The sequence below is a fragment of the Pseudomonas parasichuanensis genome (genome assembly GCF_021601385.1).
GTDB classification, from domain to species: domain Bacteria; phylum Pseudomonadota; class Gammaproteobacteria; order Pseudomonadales; family Pseudomonadaceae; genus Aquipseudomonas; species Aquipseudomonas parasichuanensis.
The window spans coordinates 122,877-136,116 of sequence record NZ_BQHO01000001.1; the positions used below are offsets into that span (position 1 = coordinate 122,877).

General features: G+C 62.9%; 15 protein-coding genes. 7 read left to right on the forward strand and 8 right to left on the reverse strand.

What is annotated here, in order from left to right; translation table 11 throughout:
- Positions 1-5 precede the first annotated feature (5 nt).
- The 3 genes from L6D77_RS00595 (at position 6) to L6D77_RS00605 (ending at position 2,032) form a co-directional block, all read left to right on the forward strand.
- Positions 6-611 (forward strand): arylesterase, encoded by a 606-nt coding sequence (locus tag L6D77_RS00595; protein ID WP_232879908.1) that lies wholly within the window; start codon positions 6-8, stop codon positions 609-611.
- Positions 612-669: 58 nt separating this feature from the next.
- Positions 670-951 (forward strand): hypothetical protein, encoded by a 282-nt coding sequence (locus L6D77_RS00600; protein WP_125463480.1) that lies wholly within the window; start codon positions 670-672, stop codon positions 949-951.
- A 106-nt stretch (positions 952-1,057) separates the two neighbouring features.
- Positions 1,058-2,032, forward strand: coding sequence for a L,D-transpeptidase family protein (locus L6D77_RS00605; protein ID WP_232879907.1), 975 nt, complete (start codon positions 1,058-1,060; stop codon positions 2,030-2,032).
- Positions 2,033-2,159: 127 nt separating this feature from the next.
- Here L6D77_RS00605 and oprI read toward each other — a convergent pair whose 3' ends face one another.
- Positions 2,160-2,411: an outer membrane lipoprotei OprI gene (gene oprI, locus L6D77_RS00610; RefSeq protein WP_003259780.1), complete on the reverse strand. Its 252-nt coding sequence runs from the start codon at positions 2,409-2,411 to the stop codon at positions 2,160-2,162.
- A 500-nt stretch (positions 2,412-2,911) separates the two neighbouring features.
- On the opposite strand from oprI, the gene L6D77_RS00615 reads away from it, so the two are divergent.
- Positions 2,912-3,193 (forward strand): GNAT family N-acetyltransferase, encoded by a 282-nt coding sequence (locus L6D77_RS00615; RefSeq protein WP_110994199.1) that lies wholly within the window; start codon positions 2,912-2,914, stop codon positions 3,191-3,193.
- Positions 3,194-3,253: 60 nt separating this feature from the next.
- Here L6D77_RS00615 and L6D77_RS00620 read toward each other — a convergent pair whose 3' ends face one another.
- Together L6D77_RS00620 and L6D77_RS00625 are read right to left on the reverse strand one after the other, a co-directional pair.
- Complete coding sequence (locus L6D77_RS00620) at positions 3,254-4,330, reverse strand: 3-deoxy-7-phosphoheptulonate synthase (RefSeq protein WP_125463482.1); 1,077 nt, start codon at positions 4,328-4,330, stop codon at positions 3,254-3,256.
- A gap of 160 nt (positions 4,331-4,490) precedes the next feature.
- Positions 4,491-4,922: a PilZ domain-containing protein gene (locus L6D77_RS00625; RefSeq protein ID WP_232879906.1), complete on the reverse strand. Its 432-nt coding sequence runs from the start codon at positions 4,920-4,922 to the stop codon at positions 4,491-4,493.
- Between the two features lie 111 nt (positions 4,923-5,033).
- Here L6D77_RS00625 and L6D77_RS00630 point away from each other — a divergent pair, with 111 nt between their 5' ends.
- From L6D77_RS00630 to cysB, 3 genes are all read left to right on the forward strand, one after another.
- Positions 5,034-5,981 (forward strand): putative 2-dehydropantoate 2-reductase, encoded by a 948-nt coding sequence (locus tag L6D77_RS00630; protein WP_232879905.1) that lies wholly within the window; start codon positions 5,034-5,036, stop codon positions 5,979-5,981.
- A 94-nt stretch (positions 5,982-6,075) separates the two neighbouring features.
- Positions 6,076-6,585, forward strand: a complete 510-nt coding sequence (locus L6D77_RS00635; protein WP_232879904.1) for a universal stress protein — start codon at positions 6,076-6,078, stop codon at positions 6,583-6,585.
- Between the two features lie 114 nt (positions 6,586-6,699).
- Positions 6,700-7,674: an HTH-type transcriptional regulator CysB gene (gene cysB, locus L6D77_RS00640; protein WP_011533140.1), complete on the forward strand. Its 975-nt coding sequence runs from the start codon at positions 6,700-6,702 to the stop codon at positions 7,672-7,674.
- Between the two features lie 111 nt (positions 7,675-7,785).
- On the opposite strand, the gene L6D77_RS00645 is transcribed toward cysB, so the two are convergent.
- The 5 genes from L6D77_RS00645 to rloA form a co-directional block, all read right to left on the reverse strand.
- Positions 7,786-8,520, reverse strand: a complete 735-nt coding sequence (locus L6D77_RS00645; RefSeq protein ID WP_232879903.1) for a phosphoadenylyl-sulfate reductase — start codon at positions 8,518-8,520, stop codon at positions 7,786-7,788.
- Between the two features lie 88 nt (positions 8,521-8,608).
- Positions 8,609-9,952 carry an aminodeoxychorismate synthase component I gene (gene pabB, locus L6D77_RS00650; protein WP_232879902.1) on the reverse strand — a complete coding sequence of 448 codons (1,344 nt, stop codon included), beginning with the start codon at positions 9,950-9,952 and terminating at the stop codon, positions 8,609-8,611.
- A 162-nt stretch (positions 9,953-10,114) separates the two neighbouring features.
- Positions 10,115-11,095, reverse strand: coding sequence for an alpha-L-glutamate ligase-like protein (locus L6D77_RS00655; RefSeq protein ID WP_232879901.1), 981 nt, complete (start codon positions 11,093-11,095; stop codon positions 10,115-10,117).
- Positions 11,095-12,630 carry an osmotic stress tolerance membrane protein RloB gene (gene rloB / locus L6D77_RS00660; RefSeq protein ID WP_232879900.1) on the reverse strand — a complete coding sequence of 512 codons (1,536 nt, stop codon included), beginning with the start codon at positions 12,628-12,630 and terminating at the stop codon, positions 11,095-11,097. The genes L6D77_RS00655 and rloB overlap by 1 nt, the downstream gene beginning before the upstream one ends.
- A gap of 5 nt (positions 12,631-12,635) precedes the next feature.
- On the reverse strand, positions 12,636-13,172 hold the full coding sequence (rloA, locus tag L6D77_RS00665) for a retropepsin-like aspartic peptidase RloA (protein WP_232879899.1): 537 nt from the start codon (positions 13,170-13,172) through the stop codon (positions 12,636-12,638).
- Positions 13,173-13,240 lie beyond the last annotated feature (68 nt).

The following is a 13,240-nucleotide window of genomic DNA, read 5'->3' on the forward strand; positions in this document are numbered from 1 at the left end:
ATCCGATGCGAATGTGGTGGTTGAGTGCCGGCCTGGCCCTGTGTTGCCTGGCCCAGGGCGCGGCGGCGGGAACCGTGCTGATTGTCGGCGATAGTATCAGCGCCGGTTTTGGCCTGGATACCCGCCAGGGCTGGGTCACCTTGCTGCAGCAGCGCTTGGAGCACGAGGGTTTTGACGATCAGGTGGTCAATGCCTCGATCAGTGGCGACACCAGTGCCGGTGGCCAGGCGCGGCTGCCGGCGCTGCTTGCAGCGCACAAGCCGGCCCTCGTGGTGCTGGAGCTGGGCGGCAACGATGGCCTGCGCGGGCAGCCACCGCAGCAATTGCAACAAAATCTTGCCTCGATGATCGACCATGCCCGCGAGGCGGGGGCCGAGGTGGTGCTGCTGGGCATGCGCCTGCCGCCCAATTACGGTGTGCGCTACACCACGGCCTTTGCCCAGGTTTACGAGCACTTGGCCAGCGAGAAAAAAGTGGCCTTGGTGCCGTTCTTCCTCGAGGGCATCGGTGGGGTGCCGGAGATGATGCAGGCCGATGGTATCCACCCCGCCCAGGGAGCCCAGCAGCGTTTGCTGGAAAATGCCTGGCCGGCGATAAAACCCTTGCTGTGACGCTTTTATCGGGGGCCGCTTTCGGCTAATGTTGCGCCCCCCGATTCGAGTGCCCCCGATGCCCCGCCCCGCCTGGTCCCTGTACGCCTATCAACTGATCGAGCCTGACGAGCAGCTCGACCTGTTCGCCTGCCAGGAGATCCGCGTGCACCTGGCGGCCCGCCAGCTGGAACTGGGTGTGCCGGCCGACCGTACCCTGTGCGGCGGCCTGCTGCCAGCGCAGCCGCGCTGGTCGGTGGTGGAGCGCGCCATCTACCGCGACGAGCGCCTGTGTGCACTGTGCAAGGCCATTCTCGATGCCCAGCGCCACGGCATGCGCCCGGTCTGGCCGGAACTCTGAACGCCTTTCATCATCTGAAACGCATGCTGGCCGCCAACGCCTCCCGCTTGCCGGTGCGCGGGTGTACAATCGACACCCTTGACTGACCTTTCGAAGGATTTACCGGATGTTGCCGCGCTTTCCCGCCGTCACCCGTAGCCTGTCCCTGGCCGCCCTGCTGGTAGCCGGCCCCGCCGTTGCGCTGGAACTGCCGTTGCCCCCTCCGGGTGAAGACGTCGTCGGCCAGGTTCGGGTGATCAAGGCCAAGTACGAAGACACCTTCGCCGACATCGGTACCGCCAACGACCTGGGCTATCTCGAAATGATCGCCGCCAACCCGGGCGTAGACCCTTGGTTGCCGGGCGCCGGCACCGAGATCATCCTGCCCACCCGTTACATCCTGCCGCCCGGGCCGCGTGAAGGCATCGTCATCAACCTCGCCGAATACCGCCTCTACTATTACCCGAAAGGGCAGAACGTGGTGCACACGTTCCCGCTGGGTATCGGTCGCGAGGGCTGGGGCTCGCCGATCGCCAACACCCGCATCACCGCCAAGACGCCGAACCCGACCTGGACGCCGCCTGCCTCCATCCGCAAGGAACACGCTGCCGATGGTGACATCCTGCCCGCCGTGGTGCCGGCCGGCCCGGACAACCCGCTTGGGCCGTTCAAGTTCACCTTGGGCGTGCCGGGCTATCTGATCCATGGTTCGAACAAGAAGTTTGGTATTGGCATGCGCACCAGTCACGGGTGCTTCCGCATGCTCAATAACAACGTGCTGACGCTGTCGAAGATGGTCCCGGTAAACACGCCGGTTCGCATCATCAACGAGCCTTACAAGTTCGGCCTCAGTGCTGGCAAAGTCTATCTCGAGGCGCACACGCCGCTGGACGACCAGGGCAACCCGTCAGTGGTCGACAAGCACACGGCCGTGATCAATGCGCTGCTCAAGCGTGAAGACCTGGCCAACAACTTGCGCATGAACTGGGACATGGTGCGTGATGTGGTCGCCGCCGAAGATGGCATGCCGGTTGAAATCGCCGTCCCGGTCAATGGTGGTGGCGCACCGGTGGTCTCGAGCATTCCAGCCGAACTGCAGTAAGCCATTCGCGGTTGTCGTAGAGGCCTGCCTTAGTGCAGGCCTTTTTGTTTGTGCATACTACCTTTCACCAGGCAATAAAAAAGCCGACCCACAAGTGGGTCGGCTTCTTAACAATCCGCGAGGATTATTACTTGCGGCTGGCTTTGTCCAGCATACGCAGAGCGCGCTCGTTGGCTTCGTCAGCGGTTTGCTGAGCCTTCTGAGCAGCTGCCAGAGCGTCGTCAGCTTTGCGGTAAGCTTCGTCTGCACGAGCTTGGGCGCGAGCTGCTGCGTCTTCGGTAGCGGTCAGGCGAGCTTCGGTTTCTTTGGAGACGCTGCTGCAACCGGTAGCCAGAACTGCGGCCAGGGCCAGAGCAGAGAATTTCAGAACGTTGTTCATCGTGTTCCCCTTCAAGGACTTTCTATTTAAATAGCCATCTCTCGGAAAAGAGAAACTGGCCGGCGTACATAGTACCCATTACTTGTAGTAAGTAAACTGACTGAGCGCAAGAACTGCAAAAAAAATGTCGCTGGCGGGCAGCAGTGACGGGCTGTGCAGGGCATGTGTGAAAATTGTGTGAGACGCACGCAAGCGATTGTAGGTTGGGAACTTTTTTGTTGAACTAAGGGTGACTTCAACTGTCCCTGAGCGTCTTAGCCCAAAGAGCGTTCGGCGCGTATCATGCAACCAGGCCAGTGCGGCAAAACCGCGCTGTTGGATTTTCAGTCTGGCCGCTTGAGCAACCCCGCTTGTGCCGCCTACTATTTGTAGGTGCCCAGAGGCAGAACGATCCAGGTCGTGCAACTGTCCAAGGGGCAGAGGTGGCGCAGAGGTTCCCCGCCGGATAAAAACACATCGGTAAGGTATGGGTCTGCCGACAAGACCTGCGAGGAGTAGTGATGAGCGAGACGCTGACCATCCACCATGACCAGGCCGGTCATCAATTCGAGACCAATGTGGACGGTCACCGGGCGTACCTCACGTACATGGACCTGGGCAAGCAGACGCTGGACATCTACCGCACCTTCGTGCCCAACGCCCTGCGCGGGCGTGGCATCGCCGCCGCCTTGACCGAAAAGGCACTGGAATACGCCGAGCAGATGGGTTACACCGTCATCCCGTCCTGTTCGTACGTCGAGCGCTATATGGAGCGCCAGCAGCGCCACTCGAGCAAGGCCTGAAAACTTTACCGTACACATGAAAACGCCGGGCAATGCCCGGCGTTTTCATGTGCGCAAGGGTTAGCCGCGCTGGCGCTGCGGCAGCACATCCTTGAGCTTGGCGTGCATGCTGCGCAGGGTTTTTTCGGTGGCCGCCCAGTCAATGCAGGCGTCGGTCACAGAGACGCCATACTGCAGCTCGTCCAGGTTCTTCGGAATGGCCTGGCAGCCCCAGTTCAGGTGGCTCTCGACCATCAGGCCGATGATCGACTGGTTGCCTTCGAGGATCTGGTTGGCCACGTTTTCCATGACCAGCGGCTGCAGGGCCGGGTCCTTGTTGGAGTTGGCGTGGCTGCAGTCGACCATGATGTTGGCCTTGATCTTGGCCTTGGCCAGGTCCTGCTCGCACAGGGCGACGCTGACCGAATCGTAGTTGGGCTTGCCGTTGCCGCCGCGCAGTACCACGTGGCCATAGGCGTTGCCTTTGGTGGTGACGATCGACACGCCACCCTCCTGGTTGATCCCCAGGAAGCGGTGCGGCTTGGAGACCGACTGCAAGGCGTTGATCGCCACGGTCAGGCCGCCGTCGGTGCCGTTCTTGAAACCGACCGCCGAAGACAGGCCCGAGGCCATTTCGCGGTGAGTCTGCGATTCGGTGGTGCGGGCGCCGATGGCCGACCAGCTGATCAGGTCCTGCAGATACTGCGGCGAGATCGGGTCGAGCGCTTCGGTGGCGGTAGGCAGGCCCATTTCGGCCAGGTCGAGCAGCAGCTTGCGGCCAATGTGCAGGCCGTCCTGGATCTTGAACGAGTCGTCCAGGTAGGGGTCGTTGATCAGGCCTTTCCAGCCTACGGTGGTGCGCGGCTTTTCGAAGTACACGCGCATGACCAGGTACAGGGTGTCCGAGACTTCCTCGGCCAGTACCTTCAGGCGCTCGGCATATTCGTGGGCAGCCTTGATGTCATGGATGGAGCACGGGCCGACCACCACGAACAGGCGGTGATCCTTGCCGTCGAGGATATTGCGCACCACTTCGCGGCCGGCAGTCACGGTCTGCAGGGCTTTGGCGCTGAGAGGGATTTCCTTCTTGAGCTGATCAGGGGTGATCAAGGTCTCGTTGGAGGCAACGTTCAAGTCATCGATCGGTAAATCAGCCATCGTGTTACTCGTCAGGTCACGGGTGCCGGCCGCCAGCAATCCCCGTGCGGCCCAGCAGCAGATTGTTCGCAGCGGGGAGGCCGAACCTTAACGCGTTAGCGGGGGCGCGACAATGGGCTGGGGCCCGTCGATACGGGGTTTTTGCGGGCGCAGCGGCGATTCAGGCGGGTGAGGCGCCCAGGCTGGCCTCGGAAAAGGCCTCGGCATGCAGGCTGATCCACTGCGCGGCCAACTGTTGCGCCATGCTGCTGCCAAGGTCGGCCTGGGCGTGCTCCAGGCAATAGTGCTGGATCTGGCAGGCCTGTTCGCCCATGCGTGCACCGAACAGCGCCTGGCGGTCGGTGAAGGCCACGCCCACTCGATAGCCCTGATCAAGCCGTTGGCACCAGGCGACATAGCCGGGGTAATGTGCGTCGAGCCCCAGCGAGGGAATCAGCACGTCGACGGCAGTGCCGCGACGGTAAGCGCGTGGCTGGTTGCAGGCGATGCCGCCGAGGCCCTGGGTATAGAGGTGGCGACGAAACAGGCTGGACGTGGGGCGAAGGGTGAGTTCGACCGGGATGTCATCCGGATGAGGCAGGTATCCGCACATGCTCGACTCCGTGTCGATTATTTGACCTTCTTTGCCCCAGTATAGTGAGGGATCGAAAACCAGCTGATTTACGTGTTAAAAAACGACGAACACACCAGCAGGAGATAAGGCATGCAGGTTCGCAATGCTCGCATCGGCATCATTGGCAGTGGGGCTATTGGCGGCTTTTATGGCCTGATGCTGGCCCGTGCCGGCTTCGATGTGCATTTTTTGCTGCGCAGTGAGTACACCGCGGTGCGCGAGCGCGGGCTGACGCTCGACAGCGCGTTGCACGGCCAGTTGCATCAGCAGGTCCAGGCCTACACCAGTGCTGCCGGCATGCCGCCGTGCGATTGGTTGCTGGTGGGCGCCAAGGCGACCAGCAATGGCGAGCTGGCGCCGTCGATCGTCCAGGCGGCGGCACCCGGCGCCAAGGTGGTCTTGCTGCAGAACGGCCTGGGGGTGGAAGACCAGCTGCGCCCGGCACTGCGCCCGGACATGCACTTGCTCGGTGGCCTGTGCTTCATCTGCGTGAATCGCGAGCGCCCTGGGGTAATCCGCCATCAGGCGTTGGGTGCGGTCAACCTCGGCTACCACAGCGGGCCGGCGGCCGATGCCGGGCTGGCGGTGGTGGAAGAGGGCGCGGGGCTGTTCCGCGCAGCCGGCATCGACTCCCAGGCCATGCTCGACCTCGACCAGGCGCGCTGGCAGAAACTGGTGTGGAACGTGCCGTATAACGGTCTTTCGGTATTGCTCAAGGCCAGCACAACCCCTCTGATGAGTGACCCTGACAGCCGCGAGCTGATCCAGGCCTTGATGGCCGAAGTGGTCGAAGGTGCGCGTGCTTGCGGGCTGGTGCTGCCGGACGGGTACGCCGAGCACCTGTTCCGGGTGACCGAGCAGATGCCGGACTACTGGCCGAGCATGTATCACGATCACGCCGCGCAGCGGCCGCTGGAGTTGCAGGCTATCTATGCCGAGCCGCTGGCCAGGGCGCATGCGGCCGGTTGCCGACTGCCGCGGATCGAGGCGCTGTATCAGGCGCTGGCCTTCATCGACCGACGTAACCGGCAAGCCTGAGCGCCCCTGCAGCCCGCGCCGGACGGCAAAGCGGCGCCCGGTGGCGCTGCTAAGCTCAACCTTGCTCTGCCGCAACGGCAGTCGAGGAGGCCGAATGATCCGCACCATGCTGTACGCCACCGACCTCGGTGTGTACGCACCTTTCGTCATGCAGCACGCCCTGGCCCTGGCGCGCACCTTCAACGCAGAGCTTTACGTGATTCACGCGGTCGAGCCCATGGGCCAGTTTGCCGAATCCCTGCTGCAGAGTTACCTCGATGAGCAAACCCTGGACGCGCTGCACAGTGAAGGGGTCAACACAGTGATGGCCGCGATCGAGCAGCGGGTGCTGGAGAATTTTCGTGACGAACTGGGCGAGGAAGCCGACCTGGCCCTGATAAAGGCGGTGCGGGTGCGCCAGGGTGACCCGGCGCAGGTCATCCTCGAGCAGGCGCATCGCCTGAGTGTCGACCTGCTTATTTTCGGCAGCCACAGCGCCGGGGCGGGCGTTGGAGTGCCCATCGGTCGCACGGCGGTACGCCTGCTGCAGTTGTCGTCGGTACCCGTGTACATGGTGCCGTTGGCACAACACCTTGGGCGTAGGAAAACGGAAAGTCGGGAGTAGGCAGTTTCGGGCAAAGGTAACAAAATAGTTCTAGATTTATTTCCCAAGCCACTAATATAGTTATAACTCGTCGCTGCCAGCGCGCCGGTGGCCTACCGTCTTTGAGGGATATCTATGAAGCTTCAGCAACTGCGCTACATCTGGGAAGTGGCGCACCATGACCTCAACGTTTCCGCGACGGCGCAAAGCCTGTACACCTCCCAACCCGGTATCAGCAAGCAGATCCGCCTGCTCGAAGACGAGCTGGGTGTCGAAGTCTTCGCCCGCAGCGGCAAGCACCTGACCCGGGTCACCCCAGCCGGTGAGCGCATCATCAACACCGCCGGCGAGATCCTGCGCAAGGTCGAGAGCATCAAGCAGATCGCCCAGGAATTCTCCAACGAGAAGAAGGGCACCCTGTCGATCGCCACCACCCACACGCAAGCGCGCTACGCACTGCCGCCGGTGATCAGCAATTTCATCAAGCAGTACCCTGAAGTGGCCCTGCACATGCACCAGGGCTCGCCGATGCAGATCGCCGAGATGGCCGCCGACGGCACCGTCGATTTCGCCATCGCCACCGAGGCACTCGAGCTGTTCGGCGACCTGATCATGATGCCGTGCTACAAGTGGAACCGCTGTGTGGTAGTGCCTCAGGGGCACCCGCTGACCAAGCTGCCGAAGCTCACCCTCGAGGCGGTGGCCGAGTACCCGATCGTTACCTATGTATTCGGCTTCACTGGCCGTTCCAAGCTCGACGAAGCCTTCAACCACCGCGGCCTCACGCCCAAGGTGGTGTTCACCGCCGCCGACGCCGACGTGATCAAGACCTACGTGCGCCTGGGCCTGGGCGTGGGTATCGTGGCCAAGATGGCGGTCGACCCCAAGCTCGACAGCGACCTGGTGTGCCTGGATGCCAGCGAACTGTTCGAGGCCAGTATCACCAAGATCGGCTTCCGTCGCGGCACCTTCCTGCGCGGCTTCATGTGCGATTTCATCGAGAAGTTCGCCCCGCACCTGACCCGCGAAGTCATGGCCAAGGCCATCCAGTGCCACAACAAGCAGGAGCTCGAAGAGCTGTTCGAAGGCGTCGAGCTGCCCGTACATTGAACGCAGCTGCAAGCTTCTAGCTGCAAGTGCCAAGAAAAAAGAGCAGGCCGCGTACGGACTGCTCTTTTTTCTTTTGGCTTGCAGCTAGAAACTTACAGCTGCTTCAGGCTTTCAGGCTTTGCTGATCAGGTTGCCCGCGTGCAGCCCGCATTCTTTCTGTGTCGACTCCTCCCACCACCAGCGCCCCTCGCGCTCATGCTGGTTCGGCAGTACCGGGCGGGTGCACGGTTCGCAGCCGATGCTGATGAAACCGCGCTCATGCAGGCTGTTGTAGGGCAGCTCGAGCATACGGATGTAGCCCCAGACTTCCTCGCTGCTCATCTGTGCCAGCGGGTTGAACTTGTACAGCGTGCGCTCCGGGGTGGAGAAGGCGCTGTCGATCTCCAGTGCCGCCACCTGGCTACGGGTGCCCGGGCTCTGGTCGCGGCGCTGGCCGGTGGCCCAGGCGCTGACCGTGGCCAGCTTGCGGCGCAGCGGCTCGATCTTGCGGATGCCGCAGCACTCGCCGTGGCCGTCCTTGTAGAAGCTGAACAGGCCTTTTTGCTGGACGAAGGGGTCGAGCTTGTCGCGGTCCGGGCTGAGGATTTCGATCGGCAGGTTGTAGTGCTCGCGCACCTGGTCGATGAAGCGGTAGGTTTCCGGATGCAGGCGCCCGGTGTCGAGGCTGAACACCTTGACCTGCTTGTTCAGCTTCCAGGCCATGTCCACCAGCACCACGTCTTCGGCGCCGCTGAACGAGATCCACAGGTCGTCGCCGAAGTGTTCGAAGGCGAGCTTGAGGATCTCCTGCGGGGACTTGCTGGCATAGGTCGCGGCCAGGGCGGCGACGTCGAAGGGTTGGCTCATCAGGCGGTTTCCATCGGGTGAGTGGCGCTATGCGCTCGTAGTGATCTGATGGTAACAAAAAATGGCAGAACAGACGCTCCGCGATGCCTCACAGCGCCTGCAGCGTCTCCAGCAGTACCCGCACCTTGGCGATCGATTCCTCATACTCGGCCTGCCAGTCGGAATCAGCCACCACCGCGCCGCCGCCCCAGCAACTGACCTGGCCGTCCTTGACCAGCAGGCTGCGAATGGCGATGGAACTGTCCATCTCGCCGCGCACGTCGATGTACAGCAGCGAGCCGCAATACAGTGCGCGGCGAGCGGGCTCCAGTTCATCGATGATCTGCATCGCCCGGATCTTCGGCGCGCCAGTGATCGAGCCACCCGGGAAGCTGCCGCCAATCAGGTCGAGTGCGTCTTTGCCGGGTGCCAGGCGCCCGGTGATGCTGCTGACCAAGTGGTGGACATTGGGGTAGCTCTCCAGGCTGAACAGCTCCGGCACCTTCACCGAGCCGATCTGGCAGGTGCGGCCGATGTCGTTGCGCAGCAGGTCGACGATCATCAGGTTCTCTGAACGATCCTTGGGGCTGGCCAGCAATTCGGCAGCGTTGCGCGCATCTGCAACCGGGTCGGCGCAGCGCGGCCGGGTGCCCTTGATCGGGCGGGTTTCCACATCGCCCTGGCTAACGCGCACGAAGCGTTCCGGGGAAAAACTCAGCAGCGCCGTGCCGGCATCCAGCTGCTGGAAGCCGGAAAACGGCGTCGGGCAGGCGGCGCGCAGGGCCTGGTAGGCGTGCCACGGGTCGCCCTGGCAGGGCGCGCGAAAGCGTTGGGTCAGGTTGATCTGATAGCAGTCGCCCGCCTGGATGTACTGCTGGACCTTGTCGAACGCCGCGCGGTATTGCGCTGCGGACAGGTCGCCAGCCATGGGCGCGAGCAGCGTGAATACGCCGCTGTCGGCCTGGGCGGGCGCTTCGAACAGTTGGATCAGGCGCTGCCGCTCAGCGGCTTGCAGGCTGGGGTGGAACACCAATTGGCTGGTGCGTGCTTGATGGTCGCTGACCAGTGCCCAGGCATACAGGCCAAGCTGTGCGTCCGACAATCCCAGGTCATCGGCCGCCTGGGTGGGCAGTTGCTCCAGGCGGCGGCCGAAGTCGTAGCTCAGGTAGCCGATCAGGCCGCCGGCAAAGGGCAGCTCCACGCCGTCGGGCAGCTGCGCCGCCCCCAGCTCCGCCAGTGCCCTGCGCAGCCTCTGCAGGTAGGCCTGGCCCGGCTCTGCCGCGTATGCCTGCAGGTGCTGCAGCGGCCAGGCGCTGAACAGGTCGAAGCGTCCCCGTTCGGCACTGGGGCGGGCGCTGTCGAGCAGGATCGCGCCGGGCGCTGTACGCAGGCGTGCGAAGTAGTGCGCGGGGTCGGGCTGGTAGGGCAGGGGGTGGAGCGTACAGGTCGGCATCAGAATGGACGGCGATGAAAAAGCGAGGGGGCGATTGTAGACCTGTGTAGGAAATGCGCCTAGCACTGGCAGCGACATTCACATGTTGTGCAGGGCCTTGGGGGTTATCACGGGGCAAGTCGCATTGGCGCGCCGCTGCGACTTGCCCCCTGATAATGAGCATCACTGCGGATGCACGTGCCCGAACAAACCTTGCGCCACTTTTACCCGTTCTTCGGCGCTCTCGGTACGGCCTTCTTTGGCCAGTGCCTCGATGTGCGCCTCGATGGCATGGGTGCGCTGGGTCAGGCCGCAGTCGTTGGCGATCTGGATGTTCAGGCCGGGGCGGGCATTGAGCTCGAGGATCAGCGGGCCCTTGTCCTGGTCCAGCACCATGTCCACGCCGATGTAGCCCAGGCCGCACAGCTCGTAGCAGCTGGCGGCGAGTTTCATGAAGCCGTCCCAGTTCGGCAGTTGCACACCGTCCACCGCGTTGGTGGTGTCCGGGTGCTTGCTGATGATCTTGTTCAGCCAGGTACCGCGCAGGGTCATCCCGGTGCTCAGGTCGACCCCCACACCGATGGCGCCCTGGTGCAGGTTGGCCTTGCCGCCGGACTGGCGGGTTGGCAGGCGCAGCATGGCCATCACCGGGTAGCCCATCAGCACGATGATGCGGATGTCCGGCACACCTTCGTAGCTGATGCTCTTGAAGATCTGATCCGGGGTAACCCGGTACTCGATCAGCGCGCGGTCGCGGTGCCCGCCCAGCGAGTACAGGCCGGTGAGGATGCTGGAGATCTGATGCTCGATCTCCTCATGGCTGATGATCTTGCCGGAGACCGTGCGGTAGCGCTCTTCGAAGCGGTCGGCGATCACCAGGATGCCATCGCCGCCGGCACCCTGTGCCGGCTTGATGACGAAGTCGGTACGATCACCAATGATCTCGTTGAGCTTCTCGATCTGTTTCTCGGTCTCGATGATGCCGTACATCTCCGGCACATGGATGCCGGCCGCCAGCGCGCGCTCCTTGGTGATGATCTTGTCGTCGACAATCGGGTACAGGCTGCGTTTGTTGTACTTGAGTACGTAGTCCGCATTACGCCGGTTGATACCCATGATGCCCCGGGCCTCCAGGGCTTTCCACGTCTTGATCAGGCCGAACATCAGGCGTCAGCCTTCTTCAGGAAAGCCTTGAAGCGCACAAGCTCGGTGAGGCGGTAGCCGCGGTAGCGACCCATCGCCAGCATGAAGCCCACCAGGATCAGCAGTACCGCCGGGAAGGTGAAGACGAAGTAGGTCAGCTCCGGCACGGTCATCAGCAAGTGGGCGAGGGACGCTGCGAACAGGGTGCCAATGGCCACTTTCATGGCATGGCTGCCGCCGCGTTCTTCCCAGGTGATCGACAGGCGCTCGATGGTCATGGTCAGGATCACCATCGGGAACAGCGCTACCGACAGCCCGCGCTCCAGGCCCAGCTTGTGGCTGAACAGGCTGATGGCGGCGATCAGCACCACGACGAAGGTCAGCACCACCGACAGGCGCGGCAGCATCTGCAGCTTGAGGTGCTCAAGGTACGAGCGCAGCGACAGGCCCAGCGCGGTGATCACCGTGAACAGCATGATGCCGAAGCCCAGCTGGGTCTCGCGGAAGGCCAGGGCGATCAGCACCGGGGTGAAGGTGCCGAGGGTCTGGATGCCGATCAGGTTGCGCAGCACCAGGATCACCAGCACGCCGATCGGGATCATCACCATGATCATGAAGGTCTGCTGGGTCTGCAGCGGCAGGCCGTACAGCGAGTACTCGAGGAAGTCGGCGTCGGTGTTTTCGTCGGTCAGCTTGGCCAGGCGGATGGCGTTCATCTCGCTGTTGTTCATGCTGAAGGTGACGTTGGCCTTCTTGCCGCCATCGACGGTGATCAGGTTGTCATCGCCAGTCCACCACAGCAGGCGGTCGCTCGGCAGGCCCTGCTCGCCGGTATCCGGGTTGAAGTACAGCCAGTCGTTGCCGTTGAAGCTGCGCAGCCACAGTTCAGGGGTTTGCGGGGTGTCGGCCACCAGGCGGATGGTGTGTACCTTCTCCAGCGGCACGTGGGCGATGGACAGCAGCAGGTCGATGATCTGCGCCTTCTTCATGGTCGAGGTGTCGCCGGCCAGCAGCAGCTTGACGTTGTCGTCGTTGAGATTGTTGACACGCTTGATGGTCTCGCCGACGAAGGTCTCGACGTCGGCCGAGTGCTGGCGGATCGGCGCCATCAGCGCTTCGGCGGCCAGCTTCTCGGGGCCTTCGATAGCCAGGCTGTCACGGAAGGTCGGGCCTTTGATCTTGGTTTTTTCAGCGCTGTAGCGCTTGGTCAGTACCAGGCGGTAGTACAGCGTCTGGTTGCCGCTGGCGCGGCGCGCCGACCAGGTCACCTTGCGGTTGCCGTCGACCCGGTTGACGCTCACCCCATAATTGTTGGAGATGAAGCTCTCGTTCAGGCTGACGTAGTCACGGTTGAGCGGGGGCACGAACATCTGCACCTTGACCGGGTCCTTGGTGCTGGCCACGAACTCGACCTTGGCGTCGATGTTCCACAGATCGTCGGTCTCGTCCTCGGTCACCGGGATGCCCAGGAAGAAGATCTGGTAGGCCGTGACCGCGACGCCCAGCAACACCAGGACGGTGATCAGGACTTTCAGGTGAAGGGTAAGAGAGCGCATCGGAGTTACTCTGCTTTGGAAACTTCGGTGGCACAGGCAGGTTTGCCGGCCGCGTATTTAAGGCTTGGGTCGACCAGCGCATCCAGGTGCTTGAGCGCCTCGGAACCGATCAGCAGCGGGAACTGGAAGGCGCTGCGGTCGGTGAGGTTGACCTCGATGGTGCGCCGGGTCTGGCCCATGCAGATATCGAGCTCGATGACCGGGCGGGCGGTGTAGGCCTTGCCGGACTCGACGTCATAGTCCCCGGCGCGGCGCTTGATCTTGCTGACGCGGGCCAGGGGGCGTTCGATGGGGTGCTTGTGCGCGGCGTCGATCGCCAGGTAGAAGCGCACCCAGCTCTCGCCGTTGCGCTTGAAGCGCTTGATGTCGCGGGCGCTGAGCGAGGCGGTCTTGGCGCCGGTATCGAGCTTGGCCGCCACTTCCAGGTCGAGGTCGCCCAGGCGGGCGTATTCGTTCAGGCCGTAGACGGTTTTCTCCACCGCAGGCGCAAGGGCCGGCAGCAGAGTCAGGCAGAGCAGCAATAAAGCGGGTATGGGTCTCATAATCCTGGCGCGGTGCTGTGCGGGGTTCAGGGCAAGGCGACTGGCCAAGCGTCCCTATTGGCCTGCCA

Excerpts from the sequence above, each read along its gene's own strand:
- L6D77_RS00595 (WP_232879908.1), top strand. The coding sequence starts at position 6 with ATGCGAATGTGGTGGTTGAGTGCCGGCCTGGCCCTGTGTTGCCTGGCC.
- L6D77_RS00600 (WP_125463480.1), top strand. The coding sequence starts at position 670 with ATGCCCCGCCCCGCCTGGTCCCTGTACGCCTATCAACTGATCGAGCCT.
- L6D77_RS00605 (WP_232879907.1), top strand. The coding sequence starts at position 1,058 with ATGTTGCCGCGCTTTCCCGCCGTCACCCGTAGCCTGTCCCTGGCCGCC.
- oprI (WP_003259780.1), bottom strand. The coding sequence starts at position 2,411 with ATGAACAACGTTCTGAAATTCTCTGCTCTGGCCCTGGCCGCAGTTCTG.
- L6D77_RS00615 (WP_110994199.1), top strand. The coding sequence starts at position 2,912 with ATGAGCGAGACGCTGACCATCCACCATGACCAGGCCGGTCATCAATTC.
- L6D77_RS00620 (WP_125463482.1), bottom strand. The coding sequence starts at position 4,330 with ATGGCTGATTTACCGATCGATGACTTGAACGTTGCCTCCAACGAGACC.
- L6D77_RS00625 (WP_232879906.1), bottom strand. The coding sequence starts at position 4,922 with ATGTGCGGATACCTGCCTCATCCGGATGACATCCCGGTCGAACTCACC.
- L6D77_RS00630 (WP_232879905.1), top strand. The coding sequence starts at position 5,034 with ATGCAGGTTCGCAATGCTCGCATCGGCATCATTGGCAGTGGGGCTATT.
- L6D77_RS00635 (WP_232879904.1), top strand. The coding sequence starts at position 6,076 with ATGATCCGCACCATGCTGTACGCCACCGACCTCGGTGTGTACGCACCT.
- cysB (WP_011533140.1), top strand. The coding sequence starts at position 6,700 with ATGAAGCTTCAGCAACTGCGCTACATCTGGGAAGTGGCGCACCATGAC.
- L6D77_RS00645 (WP_232879903.1), bottom strand. The coding sequence starts at position 8,520 with ATGAGCCAACCCTTCGACGTCGCCGCCCTGGCCGCGACCTATGCCAGC.
- pabB (WP_232879902.1), bottom strand. The coding sequence starts at position 9,952 with ATGCCGACCTGTACGCTCCACCCCCTGCCCTACCAGCCCGACCCCGCG.
- L6D77_RS00655 (WP_232879901.1), bottom strand. The coding sequence starts at position 11,095 with ATGTTCGGCCTGATCAAGACGTGGAAAGCCCTGGAGGCCCGGGGCATC.
- rloB (WP_232879900.1), bottom strand. The coding sequence starts at position 12,630 with ATGCGCTCTCTTACCCTTCACCTGAAAGTCCTGATCACCGTCCTGGTG.
- rloA (WP_232879899.1), bottom strand. The coding sequence starts at position 13,172 with ATGAGACCCATACCCGCTTTATTGCTGCTCTGCCTGACTCTGCTGCCG.